Below are 16,585 nucleotides of genomic sequence, written 5' to 3' on the forward strand. Positions count from 1 at the left end.
CAGTTTACCACGAAGCCTATACCGGCCACAGTCCGAGAAGCGCATTCGCTATTTAATTGTTTTATTAATCAGGATATCCATGAGCCAGCCTACGCCCCGCACCTTACAACTAACCCAAGCCTTACAAGACCGCATTTTGGTCATAGATGGCGCAATGGGCAGTTTAATTCAAAGCTATCAGCTAGAAGAAATGGATTATCGCGGTTCACGCTTTGCTGACTTCCACAACGACCTGAAGGGCAATAATGATCTCCTTACCCTTACCCGCCCTGACGTAATCCGTGAAATTCATCAGGCCTATTTGGATGCCGGTGCTGATGTTATCGAAACCAATACGTTTAATTCAACAGCCGTTGCCCAGGGTGACTACGAGCTAGGTGAAGTTGCTGAAGAATTAAACCGCGTAGGCGCTGCCTTAGCGCGAGAAGTTGCCGACGCCGAAACAGCTCGCAACCCAAACAAGCCTAGGTTTGTTGCCGGCGTCATTGGCCCAACTCCCCGCACTGCCTCTATTTCCCCCGACGTTAACGACCCCGGTGCACGTAATATCAATTTTGACCAGCTTGTTGAAAATTACTACGCCGCAACCCGCGGGCTTATTGACGGCGGCTCAGATATTCTGATGATTGAAACTGTTTTCGACAGCCTCAACGCCAAAGCAGCAGTATACGCGGTATTGCAGTACTTTGAAGATACCGGTAAATCTCTGCCGATTATGATCTCTGTTACCTTTCCAGACACCAGTGGTCGAACCTTGTCCGGGCAAACCCCTACCGCATTTTGGAATTCTATCGCACATGCCAAACCATTAATCATTGGCACGAATTGTGGTCGAAGATTCAGTGAGATACGCCCATTTGTTGAAGAACTTTGTGAAGCTTCTGATTGTTATTTTAGCGGACATTTTAACGCAGGTTTACCCAACGAGTTTGGTGAGTATGACGAAACGCCGGAAGACATGCACAAGGAGCTAAAAGAGTTTGCTGAACGCGGTTTCTTGAATTTGGTCGGTGGCTGCTGTGGAACCACGCCAGAGCACATTCAAGCCATTGGCGAAGCGATGAAGGGGGTTCCCCCAAGACCTTTGCCAAATCGAGAGCCTATTTGTCGATTAGCAGGACTTGAGCCCTTTCATATTGCGTCTGACTCATTGTTTGTCAATGTAGGGGAGCGCTGTAATGTAACGGGCTCAGCTGTATTTAAACGCCTTATTTTAGAAAATGACTATGACGCCGCCCTATTCGTGGCTAGGCAGCAGGTCGAAAATGGCGCGCAAGTAATCGACATCAATATGGACGAGGGCATGCTGGATGCCAAAAATGCCATCGTCACTTTCTTGAACCTGATTGCTGCAGAACCCGATATTTGCCGCGTTCCCATTATGGTTGACTCATCAAAATGGGATGTCATAGAAGCCGGTCTAAAATGTATTCAAGGCAAGCCCATTGTTAACTCAATATCACTCAAAGAAGGCGAGCAAGAATTTCGTGAGCGAGCAATTAGTTGCTTAAAATACGGCGCCGCTGTCGTGGTCATGGCCTTTGATGAAGATGGGCAAGCTGACACTTTCGCTCGAAAATCGGAAATTTGTAAACGCAGTTACGATATCTTGGTTAACGATATTGGCTTCCCTCCTCAGGATATTATTTTTGATCCGAATATTTTTGCCGTAGCAACTGGTATAGATGAACACAATAACTACGCCGTTGACTTTATCGAAGCCACCGCTTACATCAAAAAAGAACTGCCTTACGCGATGGTCTCCGGTGGCGTATCAAACGTGTCATTTTCATTCAGGGGCAACAACCCTGTTCGGGAAGCAATACATTCTGTCTTCCTATATCACGCGATAAAAGCAGGCATGGATATGGGTATCGTCAATGCCAGCCAATTGGCAATTTATGACGACCTGCCCGAGGAGTTACGAGACCATGTTGAGGACGTAATTCTAAATCGGCGCGAAGACAGCACCGAACGACTCCTAAATATTGCCGACAAGTACAAAGGTGACGGTAGCACTGCCGAAAACAAAGAAGACCTAAGTTGGCGTGAACTACCGGTTAACAAACGCATTGAGCACGCGCTGGTTAAGGGCATATCAACATTTATTGAAGAAGATGCTGAGGCTGCTCGAGTTGCTGCAACCAAGCCTATCGATGTTATCGAAGGTGCGTTGATGGATGGCATGAACGTTGTTGGAGACTTATTCGGTGATGGCAAAATGTTTTTGCCGCAAGTGGTTAAGTCAGCCCGCGTTATGAAACAAGCGGTCGCATATCTGAACCCCTATATCGAGGCCGGCAAAGAAGTTGGGGCTAAAGCCAACGGTAAAGTGCTGATGGCCACCGTAAAAGGTGACGTTCACGATATCGGTAAAAATATTGTTGGCGTTGTCTTACAGTGCAACAATTTCGAGGTGATTGACCTTGGTGTCATGGTGCCCTGCGACAAAATACTTGAAACCGCAAAGCGAGAAAATGTCGACATAATTGGCCTTAGCGGGCTTATCACACCGTCATTAGATGAAATGGTTCACGTTGCCAGTGAGATGGAGAGACTTGGTTTTACCATCCCTCTCATGATTGGCGGGGCGACCACCTCTAAAGCCCATACTGCTGTTAAAATAGAGCCAAAATACAAAAATGATGCAACGGTATATGTTCCCGATGCATCAAGAAGTGTCGCCGTCGCGACGCAATTGATCAGCGAAGATCTCAAGGCTGCATTTGTTGCCGAACGAAAAGATGAATATGAACGTGTTCGCGCTCGGCGTGCAGATAATCAAGGCAAAAAGCGTCTCCACAGTTACGACGCCGCATGCGACTTGGCTTATCAGTGGGACTGGGACAACTACACCCCCCCTACTCCAACTTTTTTAGGTACAAAAACCTTTAGCGATTATTCTCTTGAGGAACTGCGTGAGACCATCGATTGGACACCCTTCTTTATATCTTGGGGCTTAAGTGGTAAATACCCCAAAATTCTTAACGATGAAACCGTAGGCGAAGCTGCTCGAAATTTATTTGATGATGCCCAAGTAATGCTTAATCAGATCATTGATGAAAAATTACTTAAAGCCAATGGCATTATTGGTTTCTGGCCTGCACAGCGCTCAGGAAGCGATGATATCGCCGTATATCACCCAGAGACAAAGGATCAGCTTGCCACACTCCACCACCTGCGCCAGCAAGCTCAAAAACCGGATGATAAGCCGCAAATGAGCTTGGCGGATTATATTGCCCCCATAGAGAGTGGTAAAACAGATTATGTTGGCGGCTTTGCCGTCACTACTGGGCTAGGCGCAGATGAATTAGCAACAAAATACGAGCAAGCTGGTGATGATTATAATGCCATCATGGTGAAGGCTTTAGCCGATAGACTTGCCGAATCGTTTGCCGAAACCCTACATCGACGAGTTCGCAAAGAATTCTGGCATTACGCCCCAGACGAAGCGCTTAGTAACGAGGAGCTAATCAAGGAGCGCTATACTGGAATTCGGCCTGCACCTGGCTACCCTGCGTGCCCAGACCACACAGAAAAAACCACTTTGTTTGAATTGTTAGATGCTAGTAACGAAACTGGAATTAAATTAACAGAGCACCTAGCCATGCACCCCGCTGCCGCAGTCAGTGGTTTTTATTACTCGCATCCTAATTCACGATATTTTGCTATTGGACGAATTGGCAAAGATCAAGTTAGCTCTATTGCCAAGCGTAAGGGCATGGAAATGGCAACAATGGAGCGCTGGCTCTCGCCAATACTAGACTATGACCCCTAGCCGCAAAGTATGGCTGAAATACTATATTTGCAATTAAGTATGAGGTGACAAAATGGAAACGCCCAAGGAAAAGAGTAAGAAGACTGGCCTTTTTGCGGTAATTGGGAGCGTTTTTGCAGCGGCGTTTGGTGTCCAAAGCAGCAAAAACAGGGAGAGAGATTTCACCCAGGGACGACTAATAAACTATGTTATTGCAGGAATTATCTTTGTTGCGGTATTTATTGTGAGCGTTTTTACTGTAGTTCAAATGGTTTTAAAGTAAACCGCCAGCATGCCATTTCTTACCAGCACAAAAAAAGCCGTAAAAACGGCTTCTTTTGTGCTGCAAGTCTACAAACTAGCTCGGCATACCACTTAGCCAGTAAACAACAGTACCAACAACTAAGCTCAAAATTGCAACAGCTGCGCAGACATCAGCAAAGTTGTCATCGCGCTCTTCTTGGGTTTGATCCGACATAGGAGCCTCATAATTCGAGTAAAAAACGTCTATCGACATGGAAATTCGCAGACATTGTAGCAAATTATATCTCACGAGCTAGATATAATTGGCGGCTTTATACAAAACTGGGGCATGGAGCTAGAAAACTGAGAACAAACCAGCCGCTAGTCCCTCACTAACCATGTAGCTGTACATAGTTATCGACATGTCAAATATGCATTACTCAGAAAATTCGTTAGCGATCTGAATGCTTAATAACTACCATAGCCCTCGTTATACGTGAACTACTTTGATTTTAAGCGTAAAATACGGGCGAATTTATTCGCTGTACCGACATTGAGCTTTACCCGCCAAAATTCTTAATACAAAGGTTTCTATGTACACTTACGACCACTTTGACCGTCAAATTGTCAGTCAACGCGTTGCGCAATTTCGAGATCAAACCCAGCGTTATCTCGATGGCAAAATTACTGAAGAGCAATTTTTGCCACTGCGCCTACAAAATGGCCTATACGTTCAACGTCTTGCCCCCATGATGCGTATCGCCGTTCCCTATGGAACACTCAATGCGACACAGCTTAGAAAGCTTGCTGACATTAGCCGAAAGTATGACAAAGGTTATGCGCATATAAGTACTCGCCAAAACGTACAATTAAACTGGCCAAAGTTGGAAGAAGTACCAGATATATTAGCTGAATTACTTGAAGTTGAAATGCATGCCGTTCAAACCAGCGGAAACTGTATTCGCAACACCACCGCAGATCAATTCTCCGGTGTGGCCGCTGATGAAGTGGAAGACGCTCGACCTTATTGTGAGATTATCCGCCAATGGTCAACCTTCCACCCTGAATTTGCCTTTCTGCCCCGCAAGTTCAAAATTGCAGTATGTGGTTCTGAATCTGATCGCGCAGCGATTATGATGCACGATATTGGATTGCAAATTGTTCATGACAGCAATGGCAAAACCGCTTTCAAAGTTTTTGTGGGAGGCGGCCTAGGGCGAACTCCTGTCATAGGAACACTTATTAACGAACAACTAGAACCACAGCACCTATTAACTTACCTTGAAGCGATATTGCGGGTATATAATCAATTAGGGCGCCGCGACAACAAATTTAAAGCACGTATTAAAATATTAGTTCGCGCAATGGGCGCAGAGGCTTTTAAGGCTGAAGTAGAAAAAGAATGGGCGCATATAAAAGATAGCCAGCTCAGCTTAACAGATGATGAAATCGGTCGTGCCAAGTCTTTCTTTACACCACCTAACTACCAGGATTTACCTCAGCAAGACTTGCAAGCATTAGCGTTAGAAAATGCCGACTTCTCTCGCTGGCTTCAACACAACACCCACGAACATAAAGTAGCCGGTTACCGGATTGTGACATTAGCACTAAAGACTGTTGGTGTTGCCCCTGGTGATATTACCGCAGAGCAATTTGAAGCTGTTGCCGATCTTTCTGAGCGTTACGGCTTTGGTGAAATACGCAGCACTCACCAACAAAACCTAGTACTTCCAGACGTCCAACAGCTCGACCTGTTTGCGCTTTGGAAGGAGCTGGTTGAACTTGAAGTTGCATCACCCACAGTGGGCACATTAAACGACATAATTTGCTGCCCAGGCGGTGACTTTTGCTCACTGGCAAATGCGAAATCTATTCCCATTGCTGAAGCTATCCAGCGTAAATTTGATGATATTGACTACATTTATGACCTTGGTGATATCGAACTAAATATTTCTGGGTGCATGAATGCATGTGGACACCACCATATCGGCAATATCGGGATACTCGGCGTAGACAAGAAGGGACAGGAATTCTACCAAGTATCGCTTGGCGGTAGCCAAGGCCTCGATGCCGCCATCGGGAAAATCCTCGGGCCCTCATTTGCCCAAGATCAAGTACCCGTCGTTATTGAGAAGGTTCTTGAAACTTATGTATCACTCCGCCAACCGGAAGAACGTTTTATAGACACGTTTCGCCGCGTAGGTATGGACCCATTTAAGGAACGCGCATATGCCTAATATCATTAAAGACCTTCATATTGTAGATGATAGCTGGCAGGTATGGCGCGATACCGAGAACCTGCCCACGAGCGGCGATGTAATTGTGCCGCTTCAGCTTTGGCTAGAACACAAAGACGCACTGTTAGCCTTGGGTGATATTGCCGTATTTCTCACCAGCGATGAATCGCCAAAAGCACTTGCGAATGATATAAAAGAGCTCGACCTTATCGCCATAGACTTCCCCAAGTTTGTGGATGGACGAGGCTTTTCATACGGGCGGGAGCTGCGTGAACAGCTAGGCTTTAGTGGAGAGCTGCGTGCAATTGGTGATTTTATTCGCGACCAACTCTACTTTCTCTCACGCTGTGGTTTTAATAGCTTTGCTTTGGAAAATAGCGATTTAGAAGAGTCTCTGGCTAGTTTTAACGATTTTTCGGAGTCGTACCAGCCAAGCCTTGATCAACCTCTCCCCCTATTTCGTCGACGTTAAGCCCCACTATTACTCCGATAATACCGCTAAACATAGCGGTATTATCGGAGTTGAACCATCATATTAGAAGATCGTAAGCACGACTTTGCTATTGTGCTAGAAAAGCCATTTACGCCTAAGCTCCGTCATCGCCTTTCAGTTGTTAGTGGCTTGAAAATTACACGTTTTACCTGAAGTACAAATTACTCCAAGTAATTCTGGCCACAAACCCAAGCTGCCAATTATTTAAAAACCACCGAGAAAGTGACTGGCACGACGAGATCAATACTGGCCAAGCGTACTAAACTACGTAACTTACCTATTCCTTTTGCCAAATCAAAGCTATTTGCATTAACAAATGCCGGTGCCGCGGTAATAGCGTGATAGCTTCCATCAGCGCGCTTTGTCACTATCACATCAAACTTAATAGAGGCGCTTTTACCATGAAGGTCAAGATTGCCATCCAACAGCATCTGCTGCTGATCACCTTCTGCCATCGCCGTCAGAGCCGCCATATCTAGCTTTGCTGTGTAAATTGCAGTTGTGAATTCATCAACTTGAAATAAATACTTACGCATATTTTCATTTCGAATATCGACACCACTAGCCACACTGCTTAAATCAATTTTCAATTCAGCCATGCCTGACTCGTCATCAATAGTCCCATCTATAGATGTGAAGCTCATCAACTCAGCAACCGAATCATTCTTCACGGTTACAAAATTCATTTTTGATGAGGCTTTATCTAGCTCTAGCGCATTAAGCCCCGTAAATGGCAACAAGAATACAAGCGTGCATACTAGCTTTCTCATAACTATATCCTTTCATTATTGACTGGGTATTATTTATATCTAAGCATAAATGAATATGTTTTACATAGACCTTTAAATTCAGACAGTCAGATTAGTTAACGATTCAATGGAATCAAATAAATTGCAAAAAAAAACCCGGTTCAAAACCGGGTTTTTCAAATCTACTCGCGTTAAATCAGAGGCTTGAATCAAGCTCTGGTACAGCGTCAAATAGATCAGCAACAAGACCATAGTCCGCCACTTGGAAGATAGGGGCATCTTCGTCTTTGTTGATAGCAACAATAACTTTAGAGTCTTTCATACCAGCCAAATGCTGGATTGCACCAGAAATACCAACAGCAATGTACAAGCCAGGAGCAACTATTTTACCCGTTTGACCGACCTGCATATCGTTAGGAACAAACCCTGCATCAACAGCCGCGCGTGATGCACCAACTGCTGCACCCAGTTTGTCTGCCAGCGAGTACAGCATGGCAAAATTATCGCCATTTTGCATACCACGACCACCTGACACCACAATACCGGCTGCCGTCAGCTCTGGACGGTCACTCTTAGCAACTTCTTCACGAACATAGCTAGAATTTCCCGCGTCATGCGCGCTAGCTACAGCTTCAACAGTGGCACTACCACCCTCAGCTGCAACCGCGTCAAATGCAGTGGCGCGTACAGTGATCACTTTAATCGCATCAGAAGTCTGTACGGTAGCAATAACGTTACCCGCATAAATTGGGCGCTTGAATGTATCAGCACTTTCAACTGAAATAATTTCGGATATCTGTGCAACATCAAGAAGCGCCGCCGCACGAGGTAATGTATTTTTACCGGTGGTAGTGGCTGGCGCCAGTATATAACCGTAATCTTTACCTAATTCAGCAATAAGCAAACTTACATTTTCAGCAAGTTGATGACCATATGCTGCATTATCAGCAACTAAGACTTTGCTAACACCGTCAATTTTTGCCGCCGAATCTGCAGCAGCACTACAGCCTTCACCAGCAACAAGAACGGTAATGTCACCACCAATTTCTTTAGCCGCTGCTACAGTGTTTAAAGTAGCGCCTTTAATAGAGGCGTTATCATGTTCTGCAAGAATTAAAATACTCATCAGATTACTTTCGCCTCGTTTTTAAGTTTTTCAACAAGTTCAGCAACGTCGGCAACTTTAATACCAGCTTGACGCTCTGCAGGCGGCTCTACTTTCAAGGTAGTCACTCGTGGAGTCACATCAACACCCAAATCTTCAGGTGTCATTGTATCTAACGGCTTTTTCTTGGCTTTCATGATATTCGGCAAAGACGCATAGCGCGGTTCATTCAAGCGCAAATCAGTAGTCACCACGGCAGGCAATGCTAATTTAACAACCTGAGAACCACTGTCGACTTCGCGAGTAACAGTGACACTGTCACCCTCAACAACAACTTCTGAGGCAAACGTACCCTGAGACATTCCGGTCAATGCAGCTAACATCTGACCTGTCTGATTGTTGTCGCCATCAATAGCTTGCTTACCAAGAATAACCATTTTTGGCTCTTCTTTTTCAACAACAGCTTTAAGCAGTTTGGCAATAGCCAATGGCTGAACTTCTACATCAGTTTCAACCAAAATACCGCGATCGGCGCCTAGTGCCAAAGCAGTACGAATCTGCTCTTGGCTTACTTTAGGTCCGATAGAGACAGCAACTATTTCAGTTACAACGCCTTTCTCTTTAAGACGTACAGCCTCTTCGATAGCAATTTCACAAAATGGGTTAATCGCCATTTTGACGTTATTCAGATCAACGCCAGTACCGTCCGATTTCGGACGAACTTTAACGTTGTAGTCAACTACTCGTTTGACAGCAACCAGAACCTTCATGGATTCCCCAGTACACGCGTAAATTAAATGGAATGGCCTTATATCCCTACGCTGTGGAACACAATAAAATTGTCCCAACCGGATAAGGCCTCTTTTTCAAAGCGCGGTTATATTGACGTGTATAAGCCCTAAGGTCAATAAAAGCAGTATATTCACTAAACGAATAATGGCTATTTAGCAGTATTGCTAATTTGCAAGCATCATAGATAAACAATTGTTTTCAAAAGACTTTCAATTTCACTCCAATAAATACTAAAAGTAAGCAAACGCGAATAAAACCCCTCCTAAAGTAGCGTTTTATAGCCCCAAGTTTTATAATTTACGGGTTTAACCAGTCATAAATCGCCCAAAATAAGGGCAATACTGGTAAAGCCGTAACGACTTTACCAAGAATGAGGAGAGAATCTGTGGAACGCGAATCAATGGAGTTTGACGTCCTGATCGTCGGGGCAGGCCCCGCCGGATTAGCAGCGGCGTGTAAAATTCGACAGTTAAGCGAAAGTAGCGGAAAAGACATCAGTGTTTGCGTTGTAGAAAAAGGCTCTGAAGTCGGCGCCCACATTCTTTCAGGGGCCGTATTTGAACCTACGGCACTTAATGAACTATTCCCCGACTGGAAAGAAAAAGGCGCACCACTCAACACTCCTGTTACCGGTGATGATATTTATTACATGACCAGTGGTGAGAAAGCGATCAAGGTACCCGGATTTGCCGTGCCTAAAACGATGCACAATGAAGGCAACTATATAATCAGCCTTGGCAATTTATGCCGCTGGATGGCAGAGCAAGCTGAAGGTATGGGTGCTGAAATTTACCCCGGCTTCGCCGCTGCAGATATTTTGTTCAATGAAGACGGCAGTGTAAAAGGTGTAGTAACCGGAGACATGGGTATTGCCGAAGACGGCAGCCACAAAGACAGCTATATGCTTGGCATGGAACTCCACGCTAAATATACATTGTTCGCTGAAGGCTGCCGTGGCCATCTAGGCAAGCAGCTAATGGAAAAATTCGATCTCAATGCGGGTAAAGACCCTCAGCATTACGGCATTGGTATCAAAGAACTATGGAAAATCTCACCAGACAAACACGAAGAAGGTAAGGTTATTCACGCGGCAGGATGGCCTCTTGCTGAGAATGGCGCCGCTGGTGGTAGCTTCCTCTATCATATCGAAGACAACCAGGTATCTATCGGTCTAATAACTGATCTTTGTTACGACAACCCCTACTTATCCCCTTTTGAAGAGTTCCAGCGCTTTAAAAAGCACCCCACTATCATGCAATACCTAGAAGGTGGTGAGCGTATTTCTTATGGCGCCCGCGCTATAGCAAAAGGTGGCCTGCAATCGTTACCAAAAATGACTTTCCCAGGTGGCTTACTGATTGGCTGTGATGCCGGTACGCTAAATTTCGCCAAGATCAAAGGCAGTCACACCGCCATGAAATCAGGCATGATCGCCGCCGAAGTTGTTCACAAAGCTATTACCGAGCAAGAAAAGACAGGCCAAGAGTTAAGCGAGTATAAAGAAGCCTTTGAAGCCTCATCGGTGTATAAAGAGCTGCACGACCAAAGAAACTTTGGTCCAGCTCAACATAAATTTGGCAACCTCTTTGGCTCAGCCTACGCCTTTGTTGATATTAATTTGTTCAACGGCAAACTGCCTTGGACCCTCAGTGATGATCATCCTGATCACGCAGAAATGAAATTGGCAGCTGATTGCAAAAAAATCGTCTATCCTAAACCTGACAATAAAATCACATTTGATCGTTTAACGTCTGTGTTTTTATCTAACACCAATCACGAAGAAGACCAGCCCTGCCATTTGACCCTGAAAGATCCAGAGCTTCCTATCCGCGACAATTTACCCAAGTATGCAGAGCCCGCTCAACGTTATTGCCCTGCCGGTGTTTATGAAGTTGTTGAGGATACTGAAGGCAACTCCAAATTCCAGATAAATGGACAAAACTGTGTTCACTGCAAGACCTGTGACATAAAAGATCCCGCACAAAATATCGTATGGGTAACACCAGAAGGCTTAGGAGGCCCTAATTACCCCAACATGTAGAGCCTCATAAGGCACTGATTTAATAGTGTTTTTGTATTTAAGAGCAGCCTAGGCCGCTCTTAAATAACTTCAAACAAGGTAGGAAGATCTTCAACTACACACCAAAAAATTCAGCGGCGGTATTGCTTGGCTATTTTCTAACCGGTGCTGTTAAAAAACCTGACATTACTGAGGCTGCATTTGCACTTCAGTAATTTTTTATTGAAAAAGTAGTGTCCGGCTGGACGACATAGAATGAAAGGCATTTACTGTTAAACGCGGCCTTATTGAGCACGACCTAATTCAAAAACCTGCCCTGCAGCACGTAATATCAAGTCATCTCCTCTAAGCTCAGCTAGCTCAAGCAAGTTGTAGAAACATGCACGCGCAACTCGACCCTGAAGATTCTGATTAAGTGTAACCGCTGGCTTTGGTTCTTGTGTTATAGGGTCCGTACTAACTTCCAAGCTATGAATAGCATCGAGCTCAAACCAAGTGTCCACATTCGTTTTCACTAAAATCCGTCGCTCTAGCGTAGTACCTTCGACTTCAAAGTCGATAATTTGTAAAGGTAGATCCTCAACCGAGATTCGCCATTTCTCTACAGGGGTAACCAAATAATACTCTTGGTCAGCCTCCCGTCGGAGTATGGATGCAAAAAGTTTTACCAATTTGTGACGTTTGATTTCAACGCCCTCATGCAACCAGCGGCCGTCTGACTTTATTATTATATCGATATCGCCGCTTAGCTCAGGATGCCAATTATCAAGAGGTGGGGCGCCCTTCTGATTATTTAACAGCGTCTCAATATCGGGTAAGGCCGGCATATTCACCTCTTAACATCAGTGCTTGCAAATAACGATATTAATGAATAACTCTTACGTTAATAACACCATCCAATAACTCGATCTTAGTTATCAATTCTGAGCTAACATCTTCGCCAAGGTCAATGAGACTGTAAGCAATATCATCTCGACTTTTATTCAACATATCAATAATATTTATATTTGCGTCAGCTAAAATACTCAGAATACTACCCAACATTTTAGGTACATTATGATTTACTACTGCTAAACGACAGCAGCCACTCCTTTCCAGTTGTAAATTAGGAAAGTTAACTGAGTTTTTAATGTTACCATTTAAAAGAAAATCGGAGATTTGATCCGCAGCCATAACAGCACAATTTTCTTCTGCCTCATCGGTGCTAGCCCCAATATGCGGCATCAATATAACGTCTTCACGGCCGATTAATGAGGGCACCGGAAAGTCAGTAATAAATTGACGTAACTTGCCTTTATCTAGCGCCGCTAACACCGCATCAATACTTACAATTTCTTCTCGTGCAAAATTCAAAAGGCAGCAACCTGGCTTGCAATTATCAAGTAAGTCCAAATTTACCAATCCTCGGGTTTCCTCAAGAACAGGCAAATGAAGCGTAATGTAATCGGCCCTGGCAAAAAGACTCTTTATATTTTCCATTTTTTGCACTGCACTGGGTAAACGCCAAGCTGCATCTACTGATAAGGCAGGATCAAAGCCAATAACATCCATGCCTAAATTTAAAGCGGCATTGGCAATCATAGATCCAATTGCTCCTAAACCCACTACACCTAAGGTTCGCCCTGCTAGCTCATTACCCTTAAATCGCTTTTTTTCTTTCTCAAGTAACTTTGCCATTTCACCGGCATCCGTCATATGTGAAAGCGAATTGACGTATGAAATACCATCCAATATTCCACGCGACCCAAGTGCCAAACCGCCTATGACCAACTCCTTAACTGCATTAGCGTTTGCGCCGGGGCTGTTGAATACAGGTATACCACGCTCAGTACAAATGGAAACAGGTATATTATTAGTCCCTGCACCTGCCCGACCAATTGCTTTAACCGTTGGAGCTATGTCGTCTCCTTGAAGTTTATGGCTACGCAGCAAAATTGCGTCGGGGGAAGAAGTGTTTTCAGCAAGCTCAAAATTGTTAGTAGACAGGCGATTAAGCCCCTTTTTAGAAATTTGATTTAACGTCAATATTTTATACATACCCTGCCTCAGAATTATTGGTTAACCACGTTATTACGCTGGCTGCCCATCGGTGAAGATAAGGGGTCAAAAGCCTCATCGGCATTGCGCTCAATTTCATGACTAAGAGGTATGCTTTGAAAGTAAGCGACACTATTAATACTGCCGCCAACGGCTAGGGATGCAGTGTAATTTACGTTTTTACACACGACGCGAAAATCCCAGCGATCCGATTCCGGGCCAACAAAGCCATTAAACTCACCCTGATCATCTAAGAGCACTGAAAAATCGTGAAGAGGGATGGATAAGCCCTCTCCTCTCGCCTTGATATAAGCTTCTTTTAAAGTCCAGTATCGATAAAAGAACTCTAGCTGTTGCTCATCGGAGGTCCTATTGAGCGCTTGTAATTCCAATGCAGAAAAATAATCATCTGCCATATTGAGTACACCACGGTTTTCGGCGTGGCTCTCTACATCAACACCGACATCATTCCCTCTAGTGACAACACAAACAGTTAGTCCACTGGTATGTGCGGTATTAAATTGCACCAACCCTAAGCCTTGGTTATCAGCTAGCTCAGGCTTACCGAAATCATTAGCGCAAAAGCTGAGATTTTCTGGGGCGAGTCCACAGTACTGGGAAAGCACAGTACGCAATAATGCGCGACTGACAAGATAGTCACGCCCATTACTACCATGTTGAAGCGATTGGTACTGCTCAAGCTCTACTGCCGACAGCATGGCCTCATACTGACTCAAGCGACTATCAAGACGCCGGTCATCAGTAAAACAGTACCAAACATCTACATGCCCTATTGAAGACGGGCGCATCTCTACAACGGAATTCATTATTTTTATGTATCCAGATAAAAACCACGCAACCTAAACGATTGCGTGGTTTTTATTTAACTTCAATTAATTTGTATCTCTGCACTTTTCCACAAACCGTTAAAGTAAGCAGAAAATTCCTGAGATGATTTAGTTCGCAAAGCATTCTTTTGCGTATCTACTACAACATTCGACTCTAATGATGATGCATCTCCATAACGCACATCTAAGAGCTGTACGACGACTCTGTCACCATTATCCTTTCGCACTGTACTCACACTTGTTTGATCTGTTGGTCGTTGCATTGCAAAAACTTCACCACGAAGCGAAGGGTCAACATTAATACTGCTGCGCTTTCCATCAATTATCGCATTCCACTCCAAACCTTTTGCTCCAGCAACATCTTCGGCTCGCTCACCGGCTAAAAGAGAGGTCTTAATCTCACTTGCCGTAGCATCGGCGGCCGCTTCGGCTTTTTCATCCGACAACAGTGATGCAATTTCATTCCTTACACTTTCAAGTGGTTTTGGTTCTGGTGCTTTATATTCTTCGACATGAATAACCACATAGTGATCCGATGACAACTCGATCACATCACTATTTAAGCCCTGTGAGCGAAGCTCTTCATTAAATGCGGCTTGTTTTAGTAAAGGATAAGCAAACAAGCCTTCATCAGACTCTTTACTAAGCCAATCGCCTTGCTGAACAGTTAGGTCCATCTCTTTTGCAGGCATAGTTAAATTTTCGGCATTAAAGACAAGGTCTTTTAACATATCAACAGCACCTACCAAACGCGGCCGTGCGTCTAACTCCCGAAGTTGTTCTGTAATTTCAAGCCTAGCCTCATCGATACTGGGAACATCTGGTCTCCGAACACTTACCAACTTAATGATATGAAGACCTGCTTCTGTCTCGACTATGGGGGAAACCTCGCCCTCTTTTAAGCTCGCTAAAGCTTCCTCAAACTCAGGTGGGAAACTATCCCCGCTTGAAAATCCTAGTAAACCATCGCTTGAGGCTGAACCTGCATCATCAGAGAATTTTTCAGCTTGATCACCAAAGGATGCACCCGCGTCAATATTTGCCCGAATTTCCTCTAAAGCAGCAATCGCCTCTTCACGACTGTGATCAGCATTGATTTCGATTAAAATATGCGCTGCTTCCCGCTCTATTTGGGCATTACTGGTATCAATTAACCGTTGGTATTCTGCTTGTACCTGATCTTCTGCAACCGGCTTATAAAATTGTTGTTCTGTTAGTTCGATATATGAAAAACGAACTTTTTCGTCGCTTAAAAAATAATTTTGATTCGCCTCATAAAAGGCTTTTACTTCTTCATCAGACACGCTGACATTGGCTGAATAAGCCTCAAGCGGAACATCAATATAATGGAAGTCACGGGATTCATGTAGCAAACCGATGGAACGTGACAGTTCAGCATCGCTAATAAACGAAGAACCTGCTACGGCAACAGATAGCTGCTGAATCGTCAGGTCTGACTTTAATAGCTGCTTAAAAAAGCTACTGCTATACCCCTGTAAACGCAGTACTTGCTGATAACGCTCTTGAGAAAAACGACCGTCTTCCTGAAACTGAGGCATCGCGACAATGGCACTGTTTAATTGCGCATCAGAGATATCAATATTTTCGTCGTTTGCAGCTTGTAACAACAACTGCTGTTTTATTAATGTATTGAGAGCGGGTTTACGAAGGGTCGCATCATCAAGCATTGCTGGATCAATCTGATCCCCCATCATATTTAATAGACGGCGTTTTTGCAGTGAGATTGCTTGCTGCAATTCCGCTTCTGAAATTTTTTCGCCATTAACAACGGCAGCAGGCGGTGGCGCGGAGCTATTAAATAGACTATCGATACCGAATAGGGCAAATGGCACTATAATTATCGCGATGATAACTTTGGCCGCGGTTCCTTGGATATTATTGCGAATATTTTGCAGCATTGATGCTAAACCTGATCCTTAATCAAAAAAAAAGCGCACCTCTCGATGCGCCTTCTGTACGAGGTTTTACCCCTACGCCCCCAGTAAAACTGGATATGGCAATTTATACCCTAGTTGCAAGCATCTTTCAGCGCTTTACCCGCTTTAAAGCTAGGGATTTTAGCAGCTGAAATTTCAATTGGCGCACCTGTTTGTGGGTTGCGGCCGGTACGTGCAGCGCGATCTTTAACACTAAAAGTACCAAAACCAACTAAAGAAACTGAATCATCTGATTTCAGTGCAGTAGTAATAGCTTCTACGGTTGCGTCCAATGCACGTCCTGCTGCTGCTTTGGACAAATCTGCTGATTCTGCAATAGCGTCTATTAGCTCAGATTTATTCACTT

Annotated in this window: 14 protein-coding genes; 5 read left to right on the plus strand and 9 right to left on the minus strand. The window is 44.4% G+C overall.

What is annotated here, in order from left to right:
* Positions 1-79 precede the first annotated feature (79 nt).
* Both metH and AELLOGFF_RS08625 read left to right on the plus strand, forming a co-directional pair.
* A complete protein-coding gene (gene metH / locus AELLOGFF_RS08620; RefSeq protein WP_159268365.1) occupies positions 80-3,778 on the plus strand; it encodes a methionine synthase in 3,699 nt (1,232 codons plus the stop codon).
* A gap of 52 nt (positions 3,779-3,830) precedes the next feature.
* On the plus strand, positions 3,831-4,040 hold the full coding sequence (locus AELLOGFF_RS08625; RefSeq protein ID WP_159268366.1) for a DUF2970 domain-containing protein: 210 nt from the start codon (positions 3,831-3,833) through the stop codon (positions 4,038-4,040).
* 75 nt (positions 4,041-4,115) lie between these two features.
* Here AELLOGFF_RS08625 and AELLOGFF_RS08630 read toward each other — a convergent pair whose 3' ends face one another.
* Positions 4,116-4,235, minus strand: a complete 120-nt coding sequence (locus AELLOGFF_RS08630; RefSeq protein ID WP_200842628.1) for a methionine synthase — start codon at positions 4,233-4,235, stop codon at positions 4,116-4,118.
* A gap of 358 nt (positions 4,236-4,593) precedes the next feature.
* On the opposite strand from AELLOGFF_RS08630, the gene AELLOGFF_RS08635 reads away from it, so the two are divergent.
* Positions 4,594-6,237, plus strand: a complete 1,644-nt coding sequence (locus AELLOGFF_RS08635; protein WP_159268367.1) for a nitrite/sulfite reductase — start codon at positions 4,594-4,596, stop codon at positions 6,235-6,237.
* Entirely contained in the window at positions 6,230-6,709 is a 480-nt protein-coding gene (locus tag AELLOGFF_RS08640) for a DUF934 domain-containing protein (protein ID WP_159268368.1), read from the plus strand. Before AELLOGFF_RS08635 ends, AELLOGFF_RS08640 begins: the two co-directional genes overlap by 8 nt.
* Before the next feature lie 221 nt (positions 6,710-6,930).
* Here the strand turns inward: AELLOGFF_RS08640 and AELLOGFF_RS08645 are convergent, their stop codons facing one another.
* The 3 genes from AELLOGFF_RS08645 to AELLOGFF_RS08655 form a co-directional block, all read right to left on the minus strand.
* Positions 6,931-7,500 (minus strand): YceI family protein, encoded by a 570-nt coding sequence (locus AELLOGFF_RS08645; RefSeq protein ID WP_159268369.1) that lies wholly within the window; start codon positions 7,498-7,500, stop codon positions 6,931-6,933.
* Between the two features lie 175 nt (positions 7,501-7,675).
* Positions 7,676-8,605, minus strand: a complete 930-nt coding sequence (locus AELLOGFF_RS08650) for an electron transfer flavoprotein subunit alpha/FixB family protein (protein ID WP_159268370.1) — start codon at positions 8,603-8,605, stop codon at positions 7,676-7,678.
* A complete protein-coding gene (locus AELLOGFF_RS08655) occupies positions 8,605-9,354 on the minus strand; it encodes an electron transfer flavoprotein subunit beta/FixA family protein (RefSeq protein WP_159268371.1) in 750 nt (249 codons plus the stop codon). Before AELLOGFF_RS08655 ends, AELLOGFF_RS08650 begins: the two co-directional genes overlap by 1 nt.
* A 407-nt stretch (positions 9,355-9,761) precedes the next feature.
* Between AELLOGFF_RS08655 and AELLOGFF_RS08660 the strand changes: the two genes are divergently transcribed.
* On the plus strand, positions 9,762-11,417 hold the full coding sequence (locus tag AELLOGFF_RS08660) for an electron transfer flavoprotein-ubiquinone oxidoreductase (RefSeq protein ID WP_159268372.1): 1,656 nt from the start codon (positions 9,762-9,764) through the stop codon (positions 11,415-11,417).
* A 263-nt stretch (positions 11,418-11,680) separates the two neighbouring features.
* On the opposite strand, the gene AELLOGFF_RS08665 is transcribed toward AELLOGFF_RS08660, so the two are convergent.
* From AELLOGFF_RS08665 to AELLOGFF_RS08685, 5 genes are all read right to left on the minus strand, one after another.
* Positions 11,681-12,223, minus strand: coding sequence for a DUF1285 domain-containing protein (locus AELLOGFF_RS08665; protein WP_159268373.1), 543 nt, complete (start codon positions 12,221-12,223; stop codon positions 11,681-11,683).
* Between the two features lie 37 nt (positions 12,224-12,260).
* Positions 12,261-13,433, minus strand: coding sequence for a phosphoglycerate dehydrogenase (locus AELLOGFF_RS08670; protein WP_159268374.1), 1,173 nt, complete (start codon positions 13,431-13,433; stop codon positions 12,261-12,263).
* A 14-nt stretch (positions 13,434-13,447) separates the two neighbouring features.
* Positions 13,448-14,260, minus strand: coding sequence for a 4'-phosphopantetheinyl transferase family protein (locus tag AELLOGFF_RS08675; RefSeq protein WP_159268375.1), 813 nt, complete (start codon positions 14,258-14,260; stop codon positions 13,448-13,450).
* 62 nt (positions 14,261-14,322) lie between these two features.
* Positions 14,323-16,200 carry a SurA N-terminal domain-containing protein gene (locus AELLOGFF_RS08680; RefSeq protein WP_159268376.1) on the minus strand — a complete coding sequence of 626 codons (1,878 nt, stop codon included), beginning with the start codon at positions 16,198-16,200 and terminating at the stop codon, positions 14,323-14,325.
* Between the two features lie 110 nt (positions 16,201-16,310).
* Positions 16,311-16,583 (minus strand): HU family DNA-binding protein, encoded by a 273-nt coding sequence (locus AELLOGFF_RS08685; RefSeq protein WP_159268377.1) that lies wholly within the window; start codon positions 16,581-16,583, stop codon positions 16,311-16,313.
* Between the last annotated feature and the right edge of the window lie 2 nt (positions 16,584-16,585).

The organism is Zhongshania aliphaticivorans (assembly GCF_902705875.1).
Lineage (GTDB): Bacteria > Pseudomonadota > Gammaproteobacteria > Pseudomonadales > Spongiibacteraceae > Spongiibacter > Spongiibacter aliphaticivorans_A.

Coding starts and splice junctions, on each gene's coding strand:
- AELLOGFF_RS08670 (WP_159268374.1), bottom strand. CDS start 13,433: ATGTATAAAATATTGACGTTAAATCAAATTTCTAAAAAGGGGCTTAAT.
- AELLOGFF_RS08630 (WP_200842628.1), bottom strand. CDS start 4,235: ATGTCGGATCAAACCCAAGAAGAGCGCGATGACAACTTTGCTGATGTC.
- AELLOGFF_RS08675 (WP_159268375.1), bottom strand. CDS start 14,260: ATGAATTCCGTTGTAGAGATGCGCCCGTCTTCAATAGGGCATGTAGAT.
- metH (WP_159268365.1), top strand. CDS start 80: ATGAGCCAGCCTACGCCCCGCACCTTACAACTAACCCAAGCCTTACAA.
- AELLOGFF_RS08680 (WP_159268376.1), bottom strand. CDS start 16,200: ATGCTGCAAAATATTCGCAATAATATCCAAGGAACCGCGGCCAAAGTT.
- AELLOGFF_RS08635 (WP_159268367.1), top strand. CDS start 4,594: ATGTACACTTACGACCACTTTGACCGTCAAATTGTCAGTCAACGCGTT.
- AELLOGFF_RS08655 (WP_159268371.1), bottom strand. CDS start 9,354: ATGAAGGTTCTGGTTGCTGTCAAACGAGTAGTTGACTACAACGTTAAA.
- AELLOGFF_RS08625 (WP_159268366.1), top strand. CDS start 3,831: ATGGAAACGCCCAAGGAAAAGAGTAAGAAGACTGGCCTTTTTGCGGTA.
- AELLOGFF_RS08640 (WP_159268368.1), top strand. CDS start 6,230: ATGCCTAATATCATTAAAGACCTTCATATTGTAGATGATAGCTGGCAG.
- AELLOGFF_RS08650 (WP_159268370.1), bottom strand. CDS start 8,605: ATGAGTATTTTAATTCTTGCAGAACATGATAACGCCTCTATTAAAGGC.
- AELLOGFF_RS08645 (WP_159268369.1), bottom strand. CDS start 7,500: ATGAGAAAGCTAGTATGCACGCTTGTATTCTTGTTGCCATTTACGGGG.
- AELLOGFF_RS08665 (WP_159268373.1), bottom strand. CDS start 12,223: ATGCCGGCCTTACCCGATATTGAGACGCTGTTAAATAATCAGAAGGGC.